Here is a 16,618-nt window from a genome sequence, read left to right as displayed (position 1 = left end):
CGGAGTACATTCCTCGACCACCACGAAACCGGCGAACCACGTGAACCCCACTTCTTCTTCCCGACCGAGCCCCGCGGGGACGACCGCCCCGGCACCGGCGCCCGCCCCGGGGGCGCCCGGCGCGCCCGGCGCCGGGGGCGTGCCGAGGGCCCGCGCGGCGGCCGGGGGAGCGGGGTCCGGCGGCTACCGGCTGGTCCACACCTCCGTGGCGCCCGCGGCGCCCCCTGTGCTGGACGCGGCACAGCGCGCGGTGGTTGAGCACCGCGACGGGCCGCTGCTGGTGCTGGCCGGACCCGGCACCGGCAAGACCACGACGCTCGTGGAGGCGGTGACCGCCCGGGTGGCCGCCGGCACCCCGGCCGACCGCATCCTCGTCCTCACCTTCGGCCGCAAGGCCGCCGCCGAACTGCGCGACCGCATGGCCGCCCGGGCCGGCGCCCCGGCGCCCCAGCCCGCCCCCGCGGTGGGCGAGGGCGGGCCTGCGGGTCCCGGGCAGGGCGCCGGGCCGTCCCCCGCCCCGCGGGCTGTGACGTTCCACTCGTTCTGCCACGCCCTGGTCCGCGCGCAGCAGGGCGCGGGCGGGTCCGGGCTGTTCGCCGAGCCGCTGCGGCTGCTGTCCGGGCCCGAGCAGGACCTCGTCGTGCGGGAACTGCTCGCCGGGCAGGCCGCGCTGGCCCGCCAGGGCCGGGCCCGGGTGCGGTGGCCAAACGACCTGCGGGCCGCCCTCGGCACCCGCGGCTTCGCCGACGAGGTGCGGGCCGTGCTGGCCCGCACCCGGGAGCTGGGCCTCGCGCCGGGCGACCTGGCCGCATTCGCCCGCCGCGCCGGCCGCCCGGACTGGCTCGCCGCGGCCGCGTTCCTCCAGGAGTACCTGGACGTCACGGACCTGCAGGGCGTCGTCGACTACACCGAGCTGGTGCACCGCGCGGTACGGCTGATCGAACGCCCCGAGGTGCACGCGGAGCTCGCGGCGCGCTACGACGCCGTGTACGTCGACGAGTACCAGGACACCGACCCGGCGCAGGTCCGCCTGCTGCGGGCGCTGGCCGGGCAGGGCCGCACCCTCGTGGTCCTCGGCGACCCGGACCAGTCGATCTACGCGTTCCGCGGCGCGGACGTCAACGGCATCCTCGACTTCCCCCAGACCTTCCCGCGGCGCGACGGGTCGGACGCGCCGGTCGTCGTCCTCGGCACCTCCCGGCGGTCCGGCGCCGCGCTGCTGGCCGCGACCCGGCACCTGACCGGCCGGATGCCGCTGCCCCGGCTTCCCGCGTCCGCCGTGCGCGCCCACCGCGCCCTGACCCCGGTCCGGGACGGCGGCGCGGTCGCCGTGCGCACCTACCCGTCGCCGGGCGCGGAGCTCGACTCCGTCGCCGACGCCCTGCGCCGCGCCCACCTGGAGGACGGCCTCCCGTGGCGGGACATGGCCGTCCTGGTCCGCAGCGCGACCCCGCTGCCGGCCCTGCGCCGCGCCCTCACCTCGGCCGGCGTGCCCGTCGACCTCGAGGCCGGGGCCGCCCCGCTGCACGCCGAGCCCGCGGTGGCCACCCTCCTGCAGGCCCTCCGTATCGCCGCCCGCCCCCTGGCGCCGGCAGCGGAACCGGGCCCCGGCCCGGAGGAGGCGGACGTCCCCACCCGCCGGTCCGGCCCGGAGGAGGCGGATGCAGCGGCGCCGCCCGGGCCCGGCGAGGAGGACGTGGAAGCCGTAGCAGGGGACGCAGCGGACGCAGAGGCCCCCGGACCCCGTAGGGAGGCAGCGACCGGCCCCGCGGACGGCCCCGGGGCCGGCGGCGTGGAGGAGGCCGCCGGGGCCATCGGCGTCGAGGAGGCCACCGACCTGCTGGTCTCCCCGCTGGGCGGCATGGACACCGCCGACCTGCGGAAGCTCGGGCGGGCGCTGCGCGAGGAGGAGCGGGCGGCCGGGGCGGCGGTCCCGCGTCCGTCGGACGTGCTGATCGCCGAGGCCCTCGCCGAACCGGAACGGCTGGTCACCCACGACCAGGGATACGCCCGGGGGGCGCTGCGGCTCGGCCGGCTGCTGGCCACCGCCCGCGCCACGCTCGCCGCGGGCGGCACCGCCGAGGACGCCCTGTGGGGGCTGTGGGCCGGATCGGGCTGGAGCACCCGGCTGGAGCGCGCGGCCCTGCGCGGCGGTCCGGCGGGACGCAACGCCGACCGCGATCTCGACGCGGTGTGCGCGCTCTTCGACACCGCCGCCCGTGCCGAGGAACGCACCGGCGGCCGCGGCGCCCTCAACCTCATCGAGGAGCTGTCCGGCTTCGACATAGCGGCGGACACGCTGAGCGGCCGCACCGTGCGGCCCGACGCCGTCCATCTGATGACCGCGCACCGCTCCAAGGGGCTGCAGTGGCGGCTGGTGGTGGTCGCCGGGGTGCAGGAGGGCGTCTGGCCCGACCTGCGCCGCCGCGGCTCGCTGCTGGAGGCCGACCGGATCGGCCGGGACGGCCTGGCGCCGCCGATGTCGCAGGGCGCGCTGCTGGCCGAGGAGCGCCGCCTGTTCTACGTGGCGGCGACCCGTGCCCGCGAGCGCCTGCTCGTCACCGCGGTGAAGTCCGCGTCCGACGACGGCGACCAGCCGTCCCGGTTCCTGGCCGAACTCGGCGTGGAGCCGCAGGACGTCAGCCACCGCCCGCGCCGTCCGCTCGCGGTGGCCGCCCTCGTCGCGGAGCTGCGGGCGACCACCGTCGACCCCGAGGCGTCCCCGGCGCTGCGGGAGGCGGCCGCCCGCCGGCTGGCCCGGATGGCCGCGCTCACCGACGACGGGTACCCGCTGGTCCCGGCCGCGCACCCCGAGCGCTGGTGGGGCCTGTACGAGCCGACCCGCTCGGCCGTGCCGGTGCGCGACCGCGACCGGCCGGTGGCCCTGTCGGGGTCGGCGCTGGACCAGCTCGCCAACACCTGCGCCCTGCAGTGGTTCCTCGGCCGCGAGGTCAAGGCGGAACCGCCGTCCACCGCCGCGCAGGGCTTCGGCAACGTGGTGCACGTCCTGGCCGACGAGGTCGCCTCCGGCCGCGCGCCCGCCGACCTGGACGTGCTGATGGAGCGGCTGGACTCGGTGTGGGACGCGCTGGCCTTCGACGCGCCGTGGAAGTCCCGGCAGGAGCGGGAGAACGCCCGCGCGGCCCTGGAACGCTTCCTGCGCTGGCACGTCATGGAGCGCGGCCGGACCACCGTCGCCACCGAGCAGTCCTTCGACGTCACCCTGGACGCGGGCGAGGTGCAGGTGCGGATCCGCGGCAGCATGGACCGCGTCGAGACCGACGCCGAGGGCCAGGCGTACGTGGTCGACTTCAAGACCGGCCGCGCCAAGCCGACCGCCGCCGAGGTCGCCCGCCACCCCCAACTCGCCGTCTACCAGCTCGCCGTGCGGGAGGGCGCGGTCGACCCGCTCTTCGGCGGCGCCCGGCCGCGGCCGGGCGGTGCGGAGCTCGTCCACCTCAGGCTGGGCGCCACCCAGAAGGAGGGCGGCGAGGCGGTGCCCGCGGTGCAGCGGCAGGAGGCGCTCGACGGGGACTGGGCGCAGGACCTGCTCGCGGAGGCGGCCGGCCGGGTCCTCGACGAGCGCTTCACCCCGGCCACCGGCCGCCACTGCGAGCACTGCGCGTTCCGTGCTTCCTGCACGGCCCGCCCGGAGGGGCGGCACGTCGTGGAGTGAGGCCGGAACACGCCGTCCGGGCGCGGCCCTCGGAGCGTCGCCCCTCGACCCCGGCCCTTCGTGACAAAACCTCCGAAACCGGCCCTCCGGGCGCTTCCCGGCGGCGGGCTCGCGGGGGCGAGGCGGGCCGGGGCGGCACCCGCCGCACTCCTGTCCTACCGCGGCGCTATGTTGGCCGTACGACCACGAGGGGCAGGTGCGCGACGGCGCGCGCCGGAGGCGTGGAGGACCGGGGGCGGCCATGAGGGCCACACGCAGGATGCTGGCGGCGGTGCTCGCCGCGGGAGCGGCGGCGGCCGGCCTCGCCGGCTGCGGCGGCGACCGGGCCGGGGCGGACGCGCCGCTGGTCCGCCCGATGTCCAGCAGAGTGTCCGACGAAGGGCCCTTCGCGGGCCTGACCGGCCATCAGGTCCTGATCAAGGCGAACGCGGCGATGCGGGCGGCCAGCGCCTTCACGTTCCACGAGGACGGCACCAGCGGGGGCCGGACCGTGCACATCACGTCCGTGATGACCGGCAGCGGCCGCTGCACGGCCACCATGCGCGACGACAGCGGCGTGGAGGTCCAGGTCCTCGGCACGGGCTCGGCGTACTACCTCAAGGGGACGCGGAGCTTCTGGGAGGGCGCCGGCGTCCCCGGCGGCGCGCTCAGGCTGCTCAACGGCTCGTGGCTCCGGGTGCCCGCCGACGCGGCGGCCGACGCCGGCACCATCGGCCTGCTGTGCGACAAGGACCGGTTCATGGACCACATGACCTCCGAGGTGGACGTCGGCACCATCGCCAAGCACCGGCCCACCACGGTCGGCGGCGCCCCCGCGCTGCCGCTGGTCCACGTCAAGCCCACAGCGACGTCGACCCTGTACGTCGCCATGACCGGCCGGCCGTACCTGCTCGAATGCGTGGTGCCGACGACGGGCGGCGGCCGGGCGACGGAGAAGTTCAGCGGATTTGGTCACATCCCGCCGATATCCGCGCCGCCGGCCGACCGGACCGTCGAGCCGGCCCAACTCGGCGCGTCCCAGCACCTCTCGGTCTGATCGCGGGGCGCCGGCGGGCGCCCGGCACGGCTCGGCCCGCCGCCGGCCCGCCGCCCGACGCGACGGGCGGAGGCGTGCCGGGGGCGCGGACCCGGCGTCAGGTGTCGGCGAGGACGGATAGCCTCACCAGGGTGTCCGCGCGCATCACCCGACCCGAGCAGCTGAAGGAGCTGCTGGGCATCCCCTTCACCCCGGAGCAGTTGGCGTGCGCGACCGCGCCGCCGGCCCCGGCGGTGATCGTGGCCGGGGCGGGGTCGGGGAAGACCACGGTGATGGCCGCGCGCGTGGTCTGGCTGGTCGGCACCGGGCAGGTCGCGCCCGAGCAGGTGCTGGGCCTGACCTTCACCAACAAGGCCGCGGGCGAACTGTCCGAGCGGGTCCGGCGGGCCCTGGAGAAGGCCGGGATCACCGGCCGGGACGCCGAGGGCGCGTACGACCCCGGCGCGGAGCCGCCCGGCGACGCCCGCATCTCGACCTACCACGCCTTCGCCGGGCAGCTCCTGAAGGACCATGGGATGCGGATCGGCCTGGAGCCGGGCGCCCGGCTGCTGGCCGACGCGACCCGCTACCAGCTCGCCGCCAGGGTGCTGCGCACCGCGCCCGGCCCCTACCCGGCCCTGACCAAGGGCCTGCCCACCCTCGTCGGCGACCTGCTCGCCCTGTCCGGAGAGCTGGCCGAGCACCTGGTGCCGGCCGAGCGGCTGCGCGCCCACGACACCCGGCTGCACGAGCGGCTCGCGGGCGTCGACCCGGCCAGACGCGGCAACGCCTGGGTGCGGGACGTCACCGCCGCCGTGGCCGCCCGCCGCGAGCTGGCCGAACTCGCAGCTGCCTACCGCGACGAGAAGCAGCGCCGCGACCTGCTGGACTTCGGCGACCAGATCGCGCTGTCGGCGACCCTCGCGCAGAGCCGGCCCGAGGTCGGCGCGATCCTGCGCGACGAGTACCGGGTGGTGCTGCTCGACGAGTACCAGGACACCTCGGTCGCACAACGGCTGCTGCTGGCGGGACTGTTCGGCGGCGGCAGCGGCCACCCGGTCACGGCGGTCGGCGACCCGTGTCAGGCGATCTACGGCTGGCGCGGCGCCTCGGTGGCCAATCTCGACGACTTCCCCCTCCACTTCCCGCAGGCCGGCGGGGAGCCCGCCGCCCGCTACGCGCTCAGTGAGAACCGCCGCTCCGGCGGCCGGCTGCTGGAACTGGCCAACACCCTCGCGGGTGAACTGCGCGAGCTCCACGAGGGCGTCGAGGCCCTGCGGCCCGCGCCGGGCGCCGAACGCGACGGCGTGGTGCGCTGCGCGCTGCTGCCCACCCAGGACGAGGAGACCGCCTGGCTCGCCGACACCCTGGCCCACCTGGTGCGCACCGGCACCCCGCCGGGCGAGATCGCCGTGCTCTGCCGCACCGCCGCGCGCTTCCCGGAGATCCACGCGGCGCTCGTCGCCCGCGACGTGCCCGTCGAGGTCGTCGGCCTGTCCGGGCTGCTGCACCTGCCGGAGGTGGCCGACCTCGTCGCGACCTGCGAGGTGCTGCACGACCCGACCGCCAACGCCGCCCTGGTACGGCTGCTGACCGGCCCGCGCTGGCGGATCGGCCCGCGCGACCTGGCCCTGCTCGGCCGCCGCGCCCGGCTGCTGGTCCGCGCCGGCGGGGACGGCGCGGGCGACGGCGACGCGCTGGCGGCGGCCGTCGAGGGCGTCGATCCGGCCGAGGTCGTCTCGCTCGCCGACGCCCTGGAGACCTTCCTGGACGCCGACCCGGGGGACGACCTGCCGTTCTCGGCCGAGGCCAGGGTGCGGTTCGCGCGGATGGCCACCGAACTGCGCGATCTGCGTCGGTCGCTGGCCGACCCGCTGATGGACGTCCTGCACCGGGTCCTGGCCGTCACCGGCCTGGAGGTGGAGCTGTCGGCCTCGCCGCACGCGCTGGCCGCGCGCCGCCGCGAGACCCTGCACACCTTCCTCGACATCGCCGCGAGCTTCGCCTCCCTGGACGGCGAGGCCACCCTGCTCGCCTTCCTGGGCTTCCTGCGGACGGCCGCCGACTACGAGAAGGGCCTGGACAGCTCGCTGCCCGGCGGGGAGAACACCGTCAAGGTGCTCACCGCGCACAAGTCCAAGGGGCTGGAGTGGGACGTCGTGGCGGTGCCCGGCCTGGTCGCCAAGGGCTGCCCCAGCGAGCGCGGCCGCGAGCTGTGGCCGGTCAACGCGAAGGTGCTGCCGCACGGCCTGCGCGGCGACGCGGCGACCCTGCCCGACGTGGCCGAGTGGACGCGGGCCGGCGTCGAGGAGTTCCGCGGGGCGATGAAGGAGCACCAGCGGATCGAGGAACTGCGCCTGGGATACGTCACGTTCACCCGCCCCCGGTCGCTGCTCCTGGGATCGGGCCACTGGTGGGGCCCGACGCAGAAGTCGCCCTTCGGCCCGTCCGCGTTCCTGGACGCGCTGCGCAGGCACTGCGAGGCGGGGGACGGGGAGATCGAGCACTGGGCCGAGGCCCCGGCGCCCGGTGACGTCAACCCCTCGCTGGCCGACGCAGCCGAGCAGCCGTGGCCGCTGCCGCTCGACCCCGAGGCGCTGGCCCGCCGCCGGCACGCCGCCACGTCGGTGGTCGCGCACCTGGAGGCGGTCCGGGACCGGGCGCGGCAGGAGGCCGAAGCCGCGGGCGAGGCGAAGGGCGCGCCTGCGCACGCTGCCGCGGACGGCGTTGTCCGGCAGCGGACCGGCGACGGGCACGGGCACGGCGAGGACGTGCGGCGCCCCGGCGAGGACGCGTCGCGGCACGGCGAGGACGAGCGGCTCGTCACGGAGGAGGCGCGGCTGGCCGCGTCCTGGGACCGCGACCTGGACGCGCTCGCCGGTGAACTGCGCCGGGCGCGGGCGACCGTCCGGGACGTCCCCCTGCCACCGTCGCTGACCGCCACCCAGCTGCAGCGGCTCGCCGCCGACCCCGACGGGCTGGCCCGGGAGCTGGCCCGGCCGCTGCCCCAGCGGCCGGCTCCCGCCGCCCGGCGCGGCACCCGTTTCCACGCCTGGCTGGAGTCCCGCTTCGCGACCGGGCCGCTGTTCGGGCTGGAGGAGCTGCCGGGCGCCGAACCGCGCGACGACCTGGACATCGCCGACGAACGCGACCTGGCCGCCCTCAAGGAGGCCTTCCTGCGCACGCCCTTCGCCGACCGGGTGCCGTACGCGGTGGAGGTGCCGTTCCAGCTCGCGCTGGGCGGGCGCGTGGTGCGCGGGCGGATCGACGCGGTCTACCGGGACGGCGACACCTACGAGCTGCTCGACTGGAAGACCGGGCACCCCGACGTGTCGCCCGCCGACCCGCTGCAGCTCGCCGTCTACCGGCTGGCCTGGGCCGAGCGCCAGGAAGTGCCGCCGAGTGCGGTCCGGGCCGCGTTCCTCTACGTCCGCACCGGGGACCTCGTCCACCCGCCCGGACTGCCCGGCCGCGCGGAACTCGAACGGCTGCTGGGCCCGGTCTGACGCCGCGGCCGGGTCTCACGCCGCGGCCCGGTGCGGGCCGGGTCCGCCGGGCGGAGCCGTCGCCCGTCCGGCGCCGGGCACGTCCGCGGCGGGTGCGGGTGCGGGTGCGATAGGCGGGGCCGATGGGCGGGGGCCCGCGACCCGCCGGGGATGCCACCGAGCGGCCCAAGCTAGGCTGCAAGCCATGAGCTCCACCCCGGACGACGCCGTCCAGACGTTCATCCGCGCCCACCGCACGCCGTTCCTCGCGGACCTGGCGGAGTGGCTGCGCATCCCCTCGGTCTCCGCGGACCCCGACCGCGCGCCCGACATCCGGCGCAGCGCGGAATGGCTGGCCGCGGCCCTGAAGGAGACGGGTTTCCCGGTCGCCGAGGTGTGGCCGACCCAGGGGGCGCCCGCGGTGTTCGCCGAGTGGCGGAGCGACGACGAGGACGCGCCGACCGTCCTCGTCTACGGGCACCACGACGTGCAGCCCGCCGCGCTCGCCGACGGCTGGGACAGCGACCCGTTCGAGCCCGTCGAGCGTGACGGCCGGCTGTTCGGCCGGGGTGCGGCCGACGACAAGGGCCAGGTCTTCCTGCACACCCTGGGCCTGCGCGCGCACCTGGCGGCGACCGGCAGGGCCACCCCCGCGGTGCACCTGAAGTTCCTCGTCGAGGGCGAGGAGGAGTCCGGGTCCCCGCACTTCCTCGACCTGATCAGGGAGCGCGCCGACCGGCTGGCCTGCGACACGGTGATCGTCTCCGACACCGGCATGTGGGCCGAGGACACCCCGACGGTCTGCACCGGCATGCGCGGCCTGGTCGACGGCGAGATCGTGCTGCACGGCCCGGACCAGGACATCCACTCCGGTTCCTTCGGCGGCGCGGTGCCGAACCCGGCGACCGAGGCGGCCCGGCTGGTCGCCGCCCTGCACGACGACGACCGGCGGGTGACGATCCCCGGCTTCTACGACGGCGTCGTCGAGCTCACCGAACGGGAGCGGCGGCTGCTCGCCGAGCTGCCCTTCGACGAGGCCGCGTGGCTGCGCACCGCCAAATCGCACGCCGCGCTGGGCGAGAGCGGCCACAGCACCCTGGAGCGCATCTGGGCCCGGCCGACCGCCGAGGTCAACGGCATCCACAGCGGCTACGGCGGTCCCGGCGGCAAGACGATCGTGCCGTCGAGCGCCCAGGTGAAGTTCTCCTTCCGGCTGGTCGCCGGGCAGGACACCGCCGCGATCCAGCGGCTCGTCACCGCGTGGGTGGCCGAGCGGCTGCCCGCCGGCATCCGGCACGAGATCCGCTTCTGGGGCGGCGGCACCCGCCCGTGCCTGACCCCGCTGGACCACCCCGCGCTGCGCTCGCTGGTGCGGGCGATGGGCCGGGCCTTCGGGCAGGAGATCCGCTTCACGCGGGAGGGCGGTTCGGGGCCGGCCGCCGACCTGCAGGACGTGCTGGGCGTTCCCGTGCTGTTCCTGGGAATTTCCGTGCCGTCCGACGGTTGGCATTCGGTGAACGAGAAGGTGGAGCTCGACCTGCTCCTCAAGGGGGTCGAGACCGCCGCCCACCTGTGGGCCGACCTGGCCGCCGACTGGCGGGCCGAACCCTGGCCGGCGGCCGGCCGCTGAGCGGTGTCCCCCAGCTACCCCAGCTACCCGAGCCACCACCGCAGCCACCCCAGCCACCGCAGCCACCGCGTACGCACGTGAACGACGGGGAGTAGGAACCACCTTGACCGGACTCGACGCGACATCGCAGCCGATCGCCCTGACCCACCAGGGCGTGGACCGGGCGGCCCACCACCGCATGGACGAGGCGTGGCTGGCAGCCGCCTGGAGCCACCCCACGACCCGCGTCTTCGTGGTCTCCGGCGGGCAGGTGCTGGTCGAGGACACCGAGGACGGCCGGACCGAACTCGTCATGACCCCGGCCTTCGACGCGCCGGAGACCGAGACCCACCGGTACTTCCTGGGCATCGACCCGGACGGTGTGCGCTACTTCGCGCTGCAGAAGGACGCCCTGCCGGGCCGGATGGACGACGAGGCCAGGGCCGCCGGGCTGCGGGAGGTCGGCGGGCTGCTGTCACCGCTGGAAGCCGGGCTGATGGTGCACGCGGTGGCGCTGGAGAACTGGCAGCGCATGCACCGCTTCTGCTCGCGCTGCGGCGAGCGGACGGTCATCGCGGCCGCCGGGCACATCCGGCGCTGCCCGGCGTGCGGCGCGGAGCACTACCCGCGGACCGACCCCGCGGTGATCATGCTGATCACCGACGACGACGACCGGGCGCTGTTCGGCCGCCAGGTGCACTGGCCCGAGGGCCGCTTCTCCACGCTCGCGGGCTTCGTGGAGCCTGGTGAGTCGCTGGAGCAGGCGGTGCGGCGCGAGGTGCAGGAGGAAGTGGGCGTCGGCATCGGCGACGTGGAGTACATGGGCAGCCAGCCCTGGCCGTTCCCGTCGAGCCTGATGCTGGGGTTCAACGCGCGGGCGACGTCCACCGAGGTCGTGGTGGACGGCGAGGAGATCCACGAGGCGCGCTGGTTCTCCCGGGACGAGCTGGAGGCCGCGTACGCCTCCGGCGAGGTGCTGCCGCCGTCCGGCATCTCGATCGCGGCCCGCCTGATCGAGCGCTGGTACGGCAAGCCGCTGCCCGGGCCGGGCGTGAGCCGCTGACCCGGGCGCGTGCGGCGCCGAGCGCTCCCGGCGTCAGGCGCCGAGGGCCTGCTTGACCTGCGCGAGGCTGGGGTTGGTCATGACCACCTCGGGGGCGCCGCCGGCCGGTACGACCTGGACCGTGGGCACCGTCTGGTTGCCGCCGTTGACCTTCTCCACGAACGAGGCGGACGCCGGGTCCTGCTCGATGTTGATCTCTGTGTACGCGATGCCTTCGCGGTCCAGCTGGGACTTCAGCCGGCGGCAGTAGCCGCACCAGGTGGTGCTGTACATGGTCACGGTGCCCGACATCGGTTTCGCTCCTTGGTGAGGGGACGGCGTGGCGGCGGGTCGCTGCCGGTGGGGGAACGCTCCGGGCGCGTGCCGCATTCCGGACCGTACCGCCCGGGCTGTGGATAACTTTCCCGGGGTGCCGGGCGGAAGTGGCAGAGTGGCGGGGTGACTGCAACACTCCACGACTCGCTCTTCCCCGCGGTGCCCGACTCCGCCGACGCGGTGCTCGACGGTCTCGACCCCGAGCAGCGCGCCGTGGCCACGGCCCTGCACGGGCCCGTGTGCGTGCTCGCGGGCGCGGGCACGGGCAAGACCCGGGCGATCACCCACCGGATCGCCTACGGGGTGCGTGCGGGGATCCTGCAGCCGGCCAGCGTGCTCGCCGTCACCTTCACCGCGCGGGCCGCCGGCGAGATGCGCGGGCGGCTGCGGCAGCTCGGCGCGGGCGGGGTGCAGGCGCGCACCTTCCACGCCGCGGCGCTGCGCCAGCTCCAGTACTTTTGGCCGCGCGCGGTCGGCGGCGAGATCCCGCGGCTGCTGGAGCGCAAGGTCCAGCTGGTCGCCGAGGCCGGCGCGCGCTGCCGCATCCGGCTGGACCGCAACGAGCTGCGGGACGTCACCGGCGAGATCGAGTGGTGCAAGGTCACCCAGACCGTCCCCGAGGAGTACGCGACGGCCGCCGCCAAGACCGGCCGCGAGGTGCCGCGCGACCCGGCCGAGGTGGCCCGGATCTACACCACCTACGAGCAGCTCAAGCGGGACCGCGGGGTGATCGACTTCGAGGACGTGCTGCTGCTGACCGTCGGCGTCCTTCAGGACCGCCCGGACGTCGCCGAGACCGTCCGCTCGCAGTACCAGCACTTCGTCGTCGACGAGTACCAGGACGTCAGCCCGCTGCAGCAGCGGCTGCTGGAGCTGTGGCTCGGCGGCCGGGACAGCCTGTGCGTGGTCGGGGACGCCTCCCAGACCATCTACTCCTTCACCGGCGCCACCCCGGACTTCCTGCTGGGCTTCCGGGGCCGGTACGCGGACGCCACGGTGGTCAAGCTGGTGCGCGACTACCGCTCCACCCCGCAGGTCGTCGCGCTGGCCAACGGGCTGCTCGGCCAGGCCCGCGGCCAGGCGGCCGCCCACCGGCTGGAACTGGTCTCGCAGCGCGAGGGCGGCCCGGAGCCGTCCTACACCGAGTACTCCGACGAGCCCGCCGAGGCCGAGGGCGCCGCCCGGCGGATCCGGCAGCTCATCGACTCCGGGGTGCGGCCCAGCGAGATCGCCGTGCTCTACCGGATCAACGCCCAGTCCGAGGTGTACGAGCAGGCCCTGGCCGACGCCGGGGTTCCCTACCAGCTCCGCGGGGCCGAGCGGTTCTTCGAGCGGCCCGAGGTCCGCGAGGCCGGGCTGCTGCTGCGCGGCGCGGCCCGGGCGGCCGCCGAGCCGGGCGAGCCGGTGCCGGTCCCCGAGCAGGTGCGCGCGGTGCTCAGCTCCCGCGGCTGGGCCTCCGAGCCGCCCGCCGGCTCCGGCGCGGTGCGCGACCGCTGGGAGTCGCTGGCGGCGCTGGTGCGGCTCTCGGAGGACTTCGCGGCGGCCCGGCCGGACGCCACGCTGGGCGACTTCGTCGCGGAGCTGGACGAGCGGGCCAACGCGCAGCACGCGCCGACCGTCGAGGGCGTCACGCTCGCCTCGCTGCACGCCGCCAAGGGCCTGGAGTGGGACGCGGTGTTCCTGGTCGGCCTGACCGAGGGGACCCTGCCGATCACCTACGCCAAGACCGACGAGCAGGTCGAGGAGGAGCGCCGGCTGCTCTACGTCGGGGTGACTCGGGCGCGGTTCCACCTGGCGCTGTCCTGGGCGCTGTCGCGGTCCCCGGGCGGCCGCGGCGGCCGGCGGCCCTCGCGCTTCCTGGACGGCCTGCGGCCGGGGTCGACGGCCCGTGGGGCCCGCGGCACCGGGGCGGGCGGCGGCGGTGGCGCTGAGCGCGGTCAGGGCGGGCGCAGGCGGCGCGGGCCGGTGCTGTGCCGGGTGTGCGGGCGCACGCTGTCGGACGCGGGCGAGATCAAGCTGATGCGCTGCGAGGACTGCCCCTCGGATCTCGACGAGGCGCTGTACGAGCGGCTGCGGGCCTGGCGGATGGACCAGGCCAAGGAGCTGGGACAGCCCGCGTACTGCGTGTTCACCGACAAGACGCTGCTGGCCATCGCCGAGGTCCGGCCGTCGGACGCGGGGGAGCTGTCGCAGATCGCCGGAGTCGGGGCGCGCAAGCTCGACAAGTTCGGCGCGGACGTGCTCGCGCTGTGCTCCGGGGAGGAACTCGGGATTCCGGTTCAGGGCGCGGGTCAACTGCCCGACGAGGAAGCGGAAGAGTGACCGCACCCGGCCTCTGACCTGCCCGGAAAATCTTCTGCGGAAGAAGCCGAAAAATAGTTTGCGCATCCCGCGGAGGTCCCCATAGCCTTCACGAGCACGGTCGGGAACGGCTCTTCCCCGAGCCCACCGGATCGTGATGTACTAGGCACGTCCGTTCCAATGCCCTTACGAGACGCCGAGAGGAGGCGAGTTCCCGATGATCAGCCTGATGACCACCGTCAAAATGACCGATCGCTCGGTGACCCTTGCCTGCTCGCGCCGCGTCTCTGTTCCTGCCACCGGTCTGTCCGCCGCCGCTCTCCTGCCGATTTCCCCGGTGCGTGAGCGGAGCGAGCGACCGACCCAGGCGCCCGCGGTAGCGGCGGCGAAGGCTCAGGCGCAGGCCTATGCCTTTGCGGCGGCGGCCAACGGCGCCGGCGCTGGTACCGCCACGGGCGCAGCAGGCGCCAATGGACACGCGATCGGACAGCAGAAGACGCAGCAGCACGGCAAGTGGGCCTTCCGCGGGCTCGAACCCTGGAGTGATCCAGCCTGATACGGCATCAGGTCGGCACCTCAGGGCCGCGGAATCCCAGACCGGGATCCGCGGCCCTTCTGTTTTCTTCAGACCTGCAGGACATGTCCCGGCCGAACCCGAACGGCCGGACCGACAGACGAGGAACCAACCAACCGTGCACACCGCCCCGCACGCACCGTCAGGATCCCGACCCGGCCCGACCCACCCGCCCGCACAGCCCCCGGAGAACACCTTGCTGCCCCTCACCGAGCTCGACGACGAGATCGAGCGCCTCGGCGTGCCCGTCCCCTGCCGCACCTACGACCCCGAGGTCTTCTTCGCGGAGTCCCCGGCGGACGTCGAGTACGCCAAGTCGCTGTGCCAGACCTGCCCGGTCCGCGAGGCCTGTCTCGCGGGTGCCAAGGACCGCCGCGAGCCCTGGGGTGTCTGGGGCGGCGAGCTGTTCATCCAGGGCGTCGTGGTACCCCGCAAGCGCCCGCGTGGCCGTCCGCGCAAGAACGCGGTCGTGGCATGACCATCAGGAAGTCCACGATCCCCGGCACCCTTGACCGCCCACTGACGCACGACCCGAAGAAGCAGGACCCGATGACTCCCACTCCCATGCTCAGCGAACTCCCCGCCCGCGAATCCGACGCGTTCGCGTCGCGCCAGAACAGGAACCTCGAGATGCAACTCATGCCAGAAGCCCTGGCACGTGCCCATATGCAACAGCGCCTGCAGGAGGCCGAGCACGAACGAAGGTCACTGCACCTTCTCGCCGCTCGCCGGCTGCAGCGCCGTGCCGAACGCGCGTCCCTGCGTGCCCGGCGCGCGCTGGCCATGGCCGTGATGCAGTAGTCGTGATGCGGTAACCGTGACTGCGGTAGCCGTGATGCAGTAACGGTCCCCACCGGGATCGCGGCAGTACCCCGTAGGCGTACGACCAGCGCATGACCACCAAGACGACCCCGCGGGGCCGGTCCGAAAGGGCCGGCCCCGCGGTGCGTTCTGCCCGCGAACCCGGCGCCGGCGGAGGTATCGTCAACAAGTGGATCAGAAGTCTTCCCCGGCCACGTCTCAGGCCACGACCACGTGCGCCCGCTGCGGCGTCACCCGCGAGGGACTGCCCGTGACGTGGACCTGTTCCGTGGAGAACGGCCGCCGTGTCTACTTCTGCGACGGCTGCGCCCGCAGACACCTGCGCAGCATCGAGGGACGGCTGGACTCCGCCTGGTGGTAGCCGGCGGGCCCTCCGGTCAAGCGGAGGCGGCGCCCGCCGCTCAGGCGGACTCCGCCGTGCCCTCCGGATCGAAGCCCGGCAGCCACTCCATCAGCTCGTCGCGCAGCCGGACCGTCGCGCCGAGCTGGCACAGCACCCCGATGGTGCTCAGCGTGACGCGGTGGATCAGCAGATACGACGGCGGCAGGTTCAGCTGCTTGCCCAGCTGGTGCGCGGGCGAGCGGGGGTCGGCGATCCGCGCCGCCTGCGACCGCATCCACGCCCGCTCGAAGCGGAACTCCTCGCGGGCCGCCGGCTCGATGATCGGCCGCAGGTAGTCCAGGACCGCGTCGGCGTCCAGGGTGATCGTCGGCTTGACGAAGCCCTCCGTGCGCAGCATCGCGTAGACCTGGTCGGCGTCGTCCTCCAGCGCCAGCCGCAGCGCGGTGCCGATCGGCCGCGGCAGTCCCTCCGGAAGCCGGTCGACCGTGCCGAAGTCCAGCACGCCCAGCCGCCAGCCCTCCGCCGGGCCGTCGTCGACCAGCAGCCGGAAGTTGCCCGGGTGCGGGTCGGCGTGCAGCAGCCGGGTGCGGGCGGGTCCGGCGAACAGGAAGTGCGCCAGCAGTTGCCCGGCCCGGTTCCGCAGCTCCTCACTGCCCGACGAGATCACCTCGGACAGCGGCACCCCGTCCAGCCACTCGGTGACCAGCACCTGGTCCACCTGGTGGACCACGTCCGGCACCACCACGTCGGGGTCGTCGGCGAACTCCACCGCGTGGGCGTGCTGGGCCTTGGCCTCCAGGGCGTAGTCCAGCTCCTCCGAGACCCGCTCGCGCAGCTCCGCGAGCAGCGGCTTGACGTCCATGCCCGGGATCAGCGGTCCGAACAGCCGGGCCACCCGGCCGAGTTGACCGAGGTCAGAGAGCAGAGCCTCCCCGGCTCCCGGGTACTGGACCTTCACCGCGACCTTGCGGCCGTCGCTCCACACCGCCCGGTGCACCTGCCCGATGGACGCCGCCGCCGCGGGCGTGTCCTCGAACTCGGCGAAGAGCGAGCGCCAGTCCTTGCCCAGTCGTTCCGCCAGCACCCGGTGGACGGTGCGGGCGGGCATCGGCGGGGCCGCTTCCTGGAGCTTGGTCAGCGCCGCCCGGTAGGGGCCGGCGATGTCCTCCGGGAGTGCGGACTCGAAGACGGACAGGGCCTGCCCGAACTTCATCGCGCCGCCCTTGAGCTCACCGAGCACCTTGAAGAGCTGCTCCGCGGTGCGCTCCTGCATCTCGACGGCGACCTCGTCGGCCGGCCGGCCGCCGAGGCGCTTGCCGAGCCCCACGGTGGCCCGCCCGGCGAACCCCAGAGGGAGCGCGGCCAGTTTCGCGGTCCGGGTCACAGCCTTGCGCGGAAGATCTGCCATGCGCCGC

At 75.1% G+C, this 16,618-nt stretch carries 12 protein-coding genes; 10 read left to right on the top strand and 2 right to left on the bottom strand.

All coding sequences use genetic code 11. From position 1 onward, the window contains the following. The first annotated feature begins 139 nt into the window (after window positions 1-139). The 5 genes from K7862_RS04830 (at window position 140) to nudC (ending at window position 10,848) form a co-directional block, all read left to right on the top strand. Window positions 140-3,676, top strand: a complete 3,537-nt coding sequence (locus K7862_RS04830) for an ATP-dependent helicase (RefSeq protein ID WP_222960974.1) — start codon at window positions 140-142, stop codon at window positions 3,674-3,676. Window positions 3,677-3,917: 241 nt separating this feature from the next. Then, window positions 3,918-4,712 (top strand): hypothetical protein, encoded by a 795-nt coding sequence (locus K7862_RS04825; protein WP_222960973.1) that lies wholly within the window; start codon window positions 3,918-3,920, stop codon window positions 4,710-4,712. A 131-nt stretch (window positions 4,713-4,843) separates the two neighbouring features. Continuing rightward, on the top strand, window positions 4,844-8,197 hold the full coding sequence (locus tag K7862_RS04820) for an ATP-dependent helicase (RefSeq protein WP_222960972.1): 3,354 nt from the start codon (window positions 4,844-4,846) through the stop codon (window positions 8,195-8,197). Window positions 8,198-8,381: 184 nt separating this feature from the next. Beyond that, complete coding sequence (locus tag K7862_RS04815) at window positions 8,382-9,806, top strand: M20/M25/M40 family metallo-hydrolase (RefSeq protein WP_222960970.1); 1,425 nt, start codon at window positions 8,382-8,384, stop codon at window positions 9,804-9,806. A 103-nt stretch (window positions 9,807-9,909) separates the two neighbouring features. Beyond that, on the top strand, window positions 9,910-10,848 hold the full coding sequence (gene nudC / locus K7862_RS04810; protein WP_262412682.1) for an NAD(+) diphosphatase: 939 nt from the start codon (window positions 9,910-9,912) through the stop codon (window positions 10,846-10,848). 33 nt (window positions 10,849-10,881) lie between these two features. Here the strand turns inward: nudC and K7862_RS04805 are convergent, their stop codons facing one another. Then, window positions 10,882-11,139, bottom strand: coding sequence for a mycoredoxin (locus K7862_RS04805; protein WP_222960969.1), 258 nt, complete (start codon window positions 11,137-11,139; stop codon window positions 10,882-10,884). 147 nt (window positions 11,140-11,286) lie between these two features. Between K7862_RS04805 and K7862_RS04800 the strand changes: the two genes are divergently transcribed. From K7862_RS04800 to K7862_RS04780, 5 genes are all read left to right on the top strand, one after another. Further along, complete coding sequence (locus K7862_RS04800) at window positions 11,287-13,485, top strand: ATP-dependent DNA helicase UvrD2 (RefSeq protein WP_308011841.1); 2,199 nt, start codon at window positions 11,287-11,289, stop codon at window positions 13,483-13,485. A gap of 196 nt (window positions 13,486-13,681) precedes the next feature. Continuing rightward, complete coding sequence (locus K7862_RS04795; RefSeq protein WP_222960968.1) at window positions 13,682-14,020, top strand: hypothetical protein; 339 nt, start codon at window positions 13,682-13,684, stop codon at window positions 14,018-14,020. Between the two features lie 136 nt (window positions 14,021-14,156). Further along, window positions 14,157-14,516, top strand: a complete 360-nt coding sequence (locus K7862_RS04790) for a WhiB family transcriptional regulator (protein WP_372461502.1) — start codon at window positions 14,157-14,159, stop codon at window positions 14,514-14,516. Beyond that, complete coding sequence (locus K7862_RS04785) at window positions 14,513-14,839, top strand: putative WhiB-interacting protein (RefSeq protein WP_222960965.1); 327 nt, start codon at window positions 14,513-14,515, stop codon at window positions 14,837-14,839. Before K7862_RS04790 ends, K7862_RS04785 begins: the two co-directional genes overlap by 4 nt. 190 nt (window positions 14,840-15,029) lie before the next feature. Then, complete coding sequence (locus K7862_RS04780) at window positions 15,030-15,221, top strand: hypothetical protein (RefSeq protein ID WP_222960962.1); 192 nt, start codon at window positions 15,030-15,032, stop codon at window positions 15,219-15,221. 40 nt (window positions 15,222-15,261) lie between these two features. On the opposite strand, the gene K7862_RS04775 is transcribed toward K7862_RS04780, so the two are convergent. Beyond that, the gene (locus K7862_RS04775) at window positions 15,262-16,611 is read right to left on the bottom strand and encodes an ABC1 kinase family protein (protein WP_222960960.1); all 1,350 of its coding nucleotides are present in this window, start codon (window positions 16,609-16,611) and stop codon (window positions 15,262-15,264) included. Between the last annotated feature and the right edge of the window lie 7 nt (window positions 16,612-16,618).

The sequence above is a fragment of the Actinacidiphila acidipaludis genome (assembly GCF_019890725.1).
Taxonomy (GTDB): domain Bacteria; phylum Actinomycetota; class Actinomycetes; order Streptomycetales; family Streptomycetaceae; genus Actinacidiphila; species Actinacidiphila acidipaludis.
The sequence above is the reverse complement of the archived record's forward strand: the minus strand, read 5'-3'. Positions and strand labels throughout refer to the sequence as shown.

Coding starts and splice junctions, on each gene's coding strand:
- K7862_RS04825 (WP_222960973.1), top strand. CDS start 3,918: ATGAGGGCCACACGCAGGATGCTGGCGGCGGTGCTCGCCGCGGGAGCG.
- K7862_RS04815 (WP_222960970.1), top strand. CDS start 8,382: ATGAGCTCCACCCCGGACGACGCCGTCCAGACGTTCATCCGCGCCCAC.
- K7862_RS04805 (WP_222960969.1), bottom strand. CDS start 11,139: ATGTCGGGCACCGTGACCATGTACAGCACCACCTGGTGCGGCTACTGC.
- K7862_RS04795 (WP_222960968.1), top strand. CDS start 13,682: ATGATCAGCCTGATGACCACCGTCAAAATGACCGATCGCTCGGTGACC.
- K7862_RS04785 (WP_222960965.1), top strand. CDS start 14,513: ATGACCATCAGGAAGTCCACGATCCCCGGCACCCTTGACCGCCCACTG.
- K7862_RS04775 (WP_222960960.1), bottom strand. CDS start 16,611: ATGGCAGATCTTCCGCGCAAGGCTGTGACCCGGACCGCGAAACTGGCC.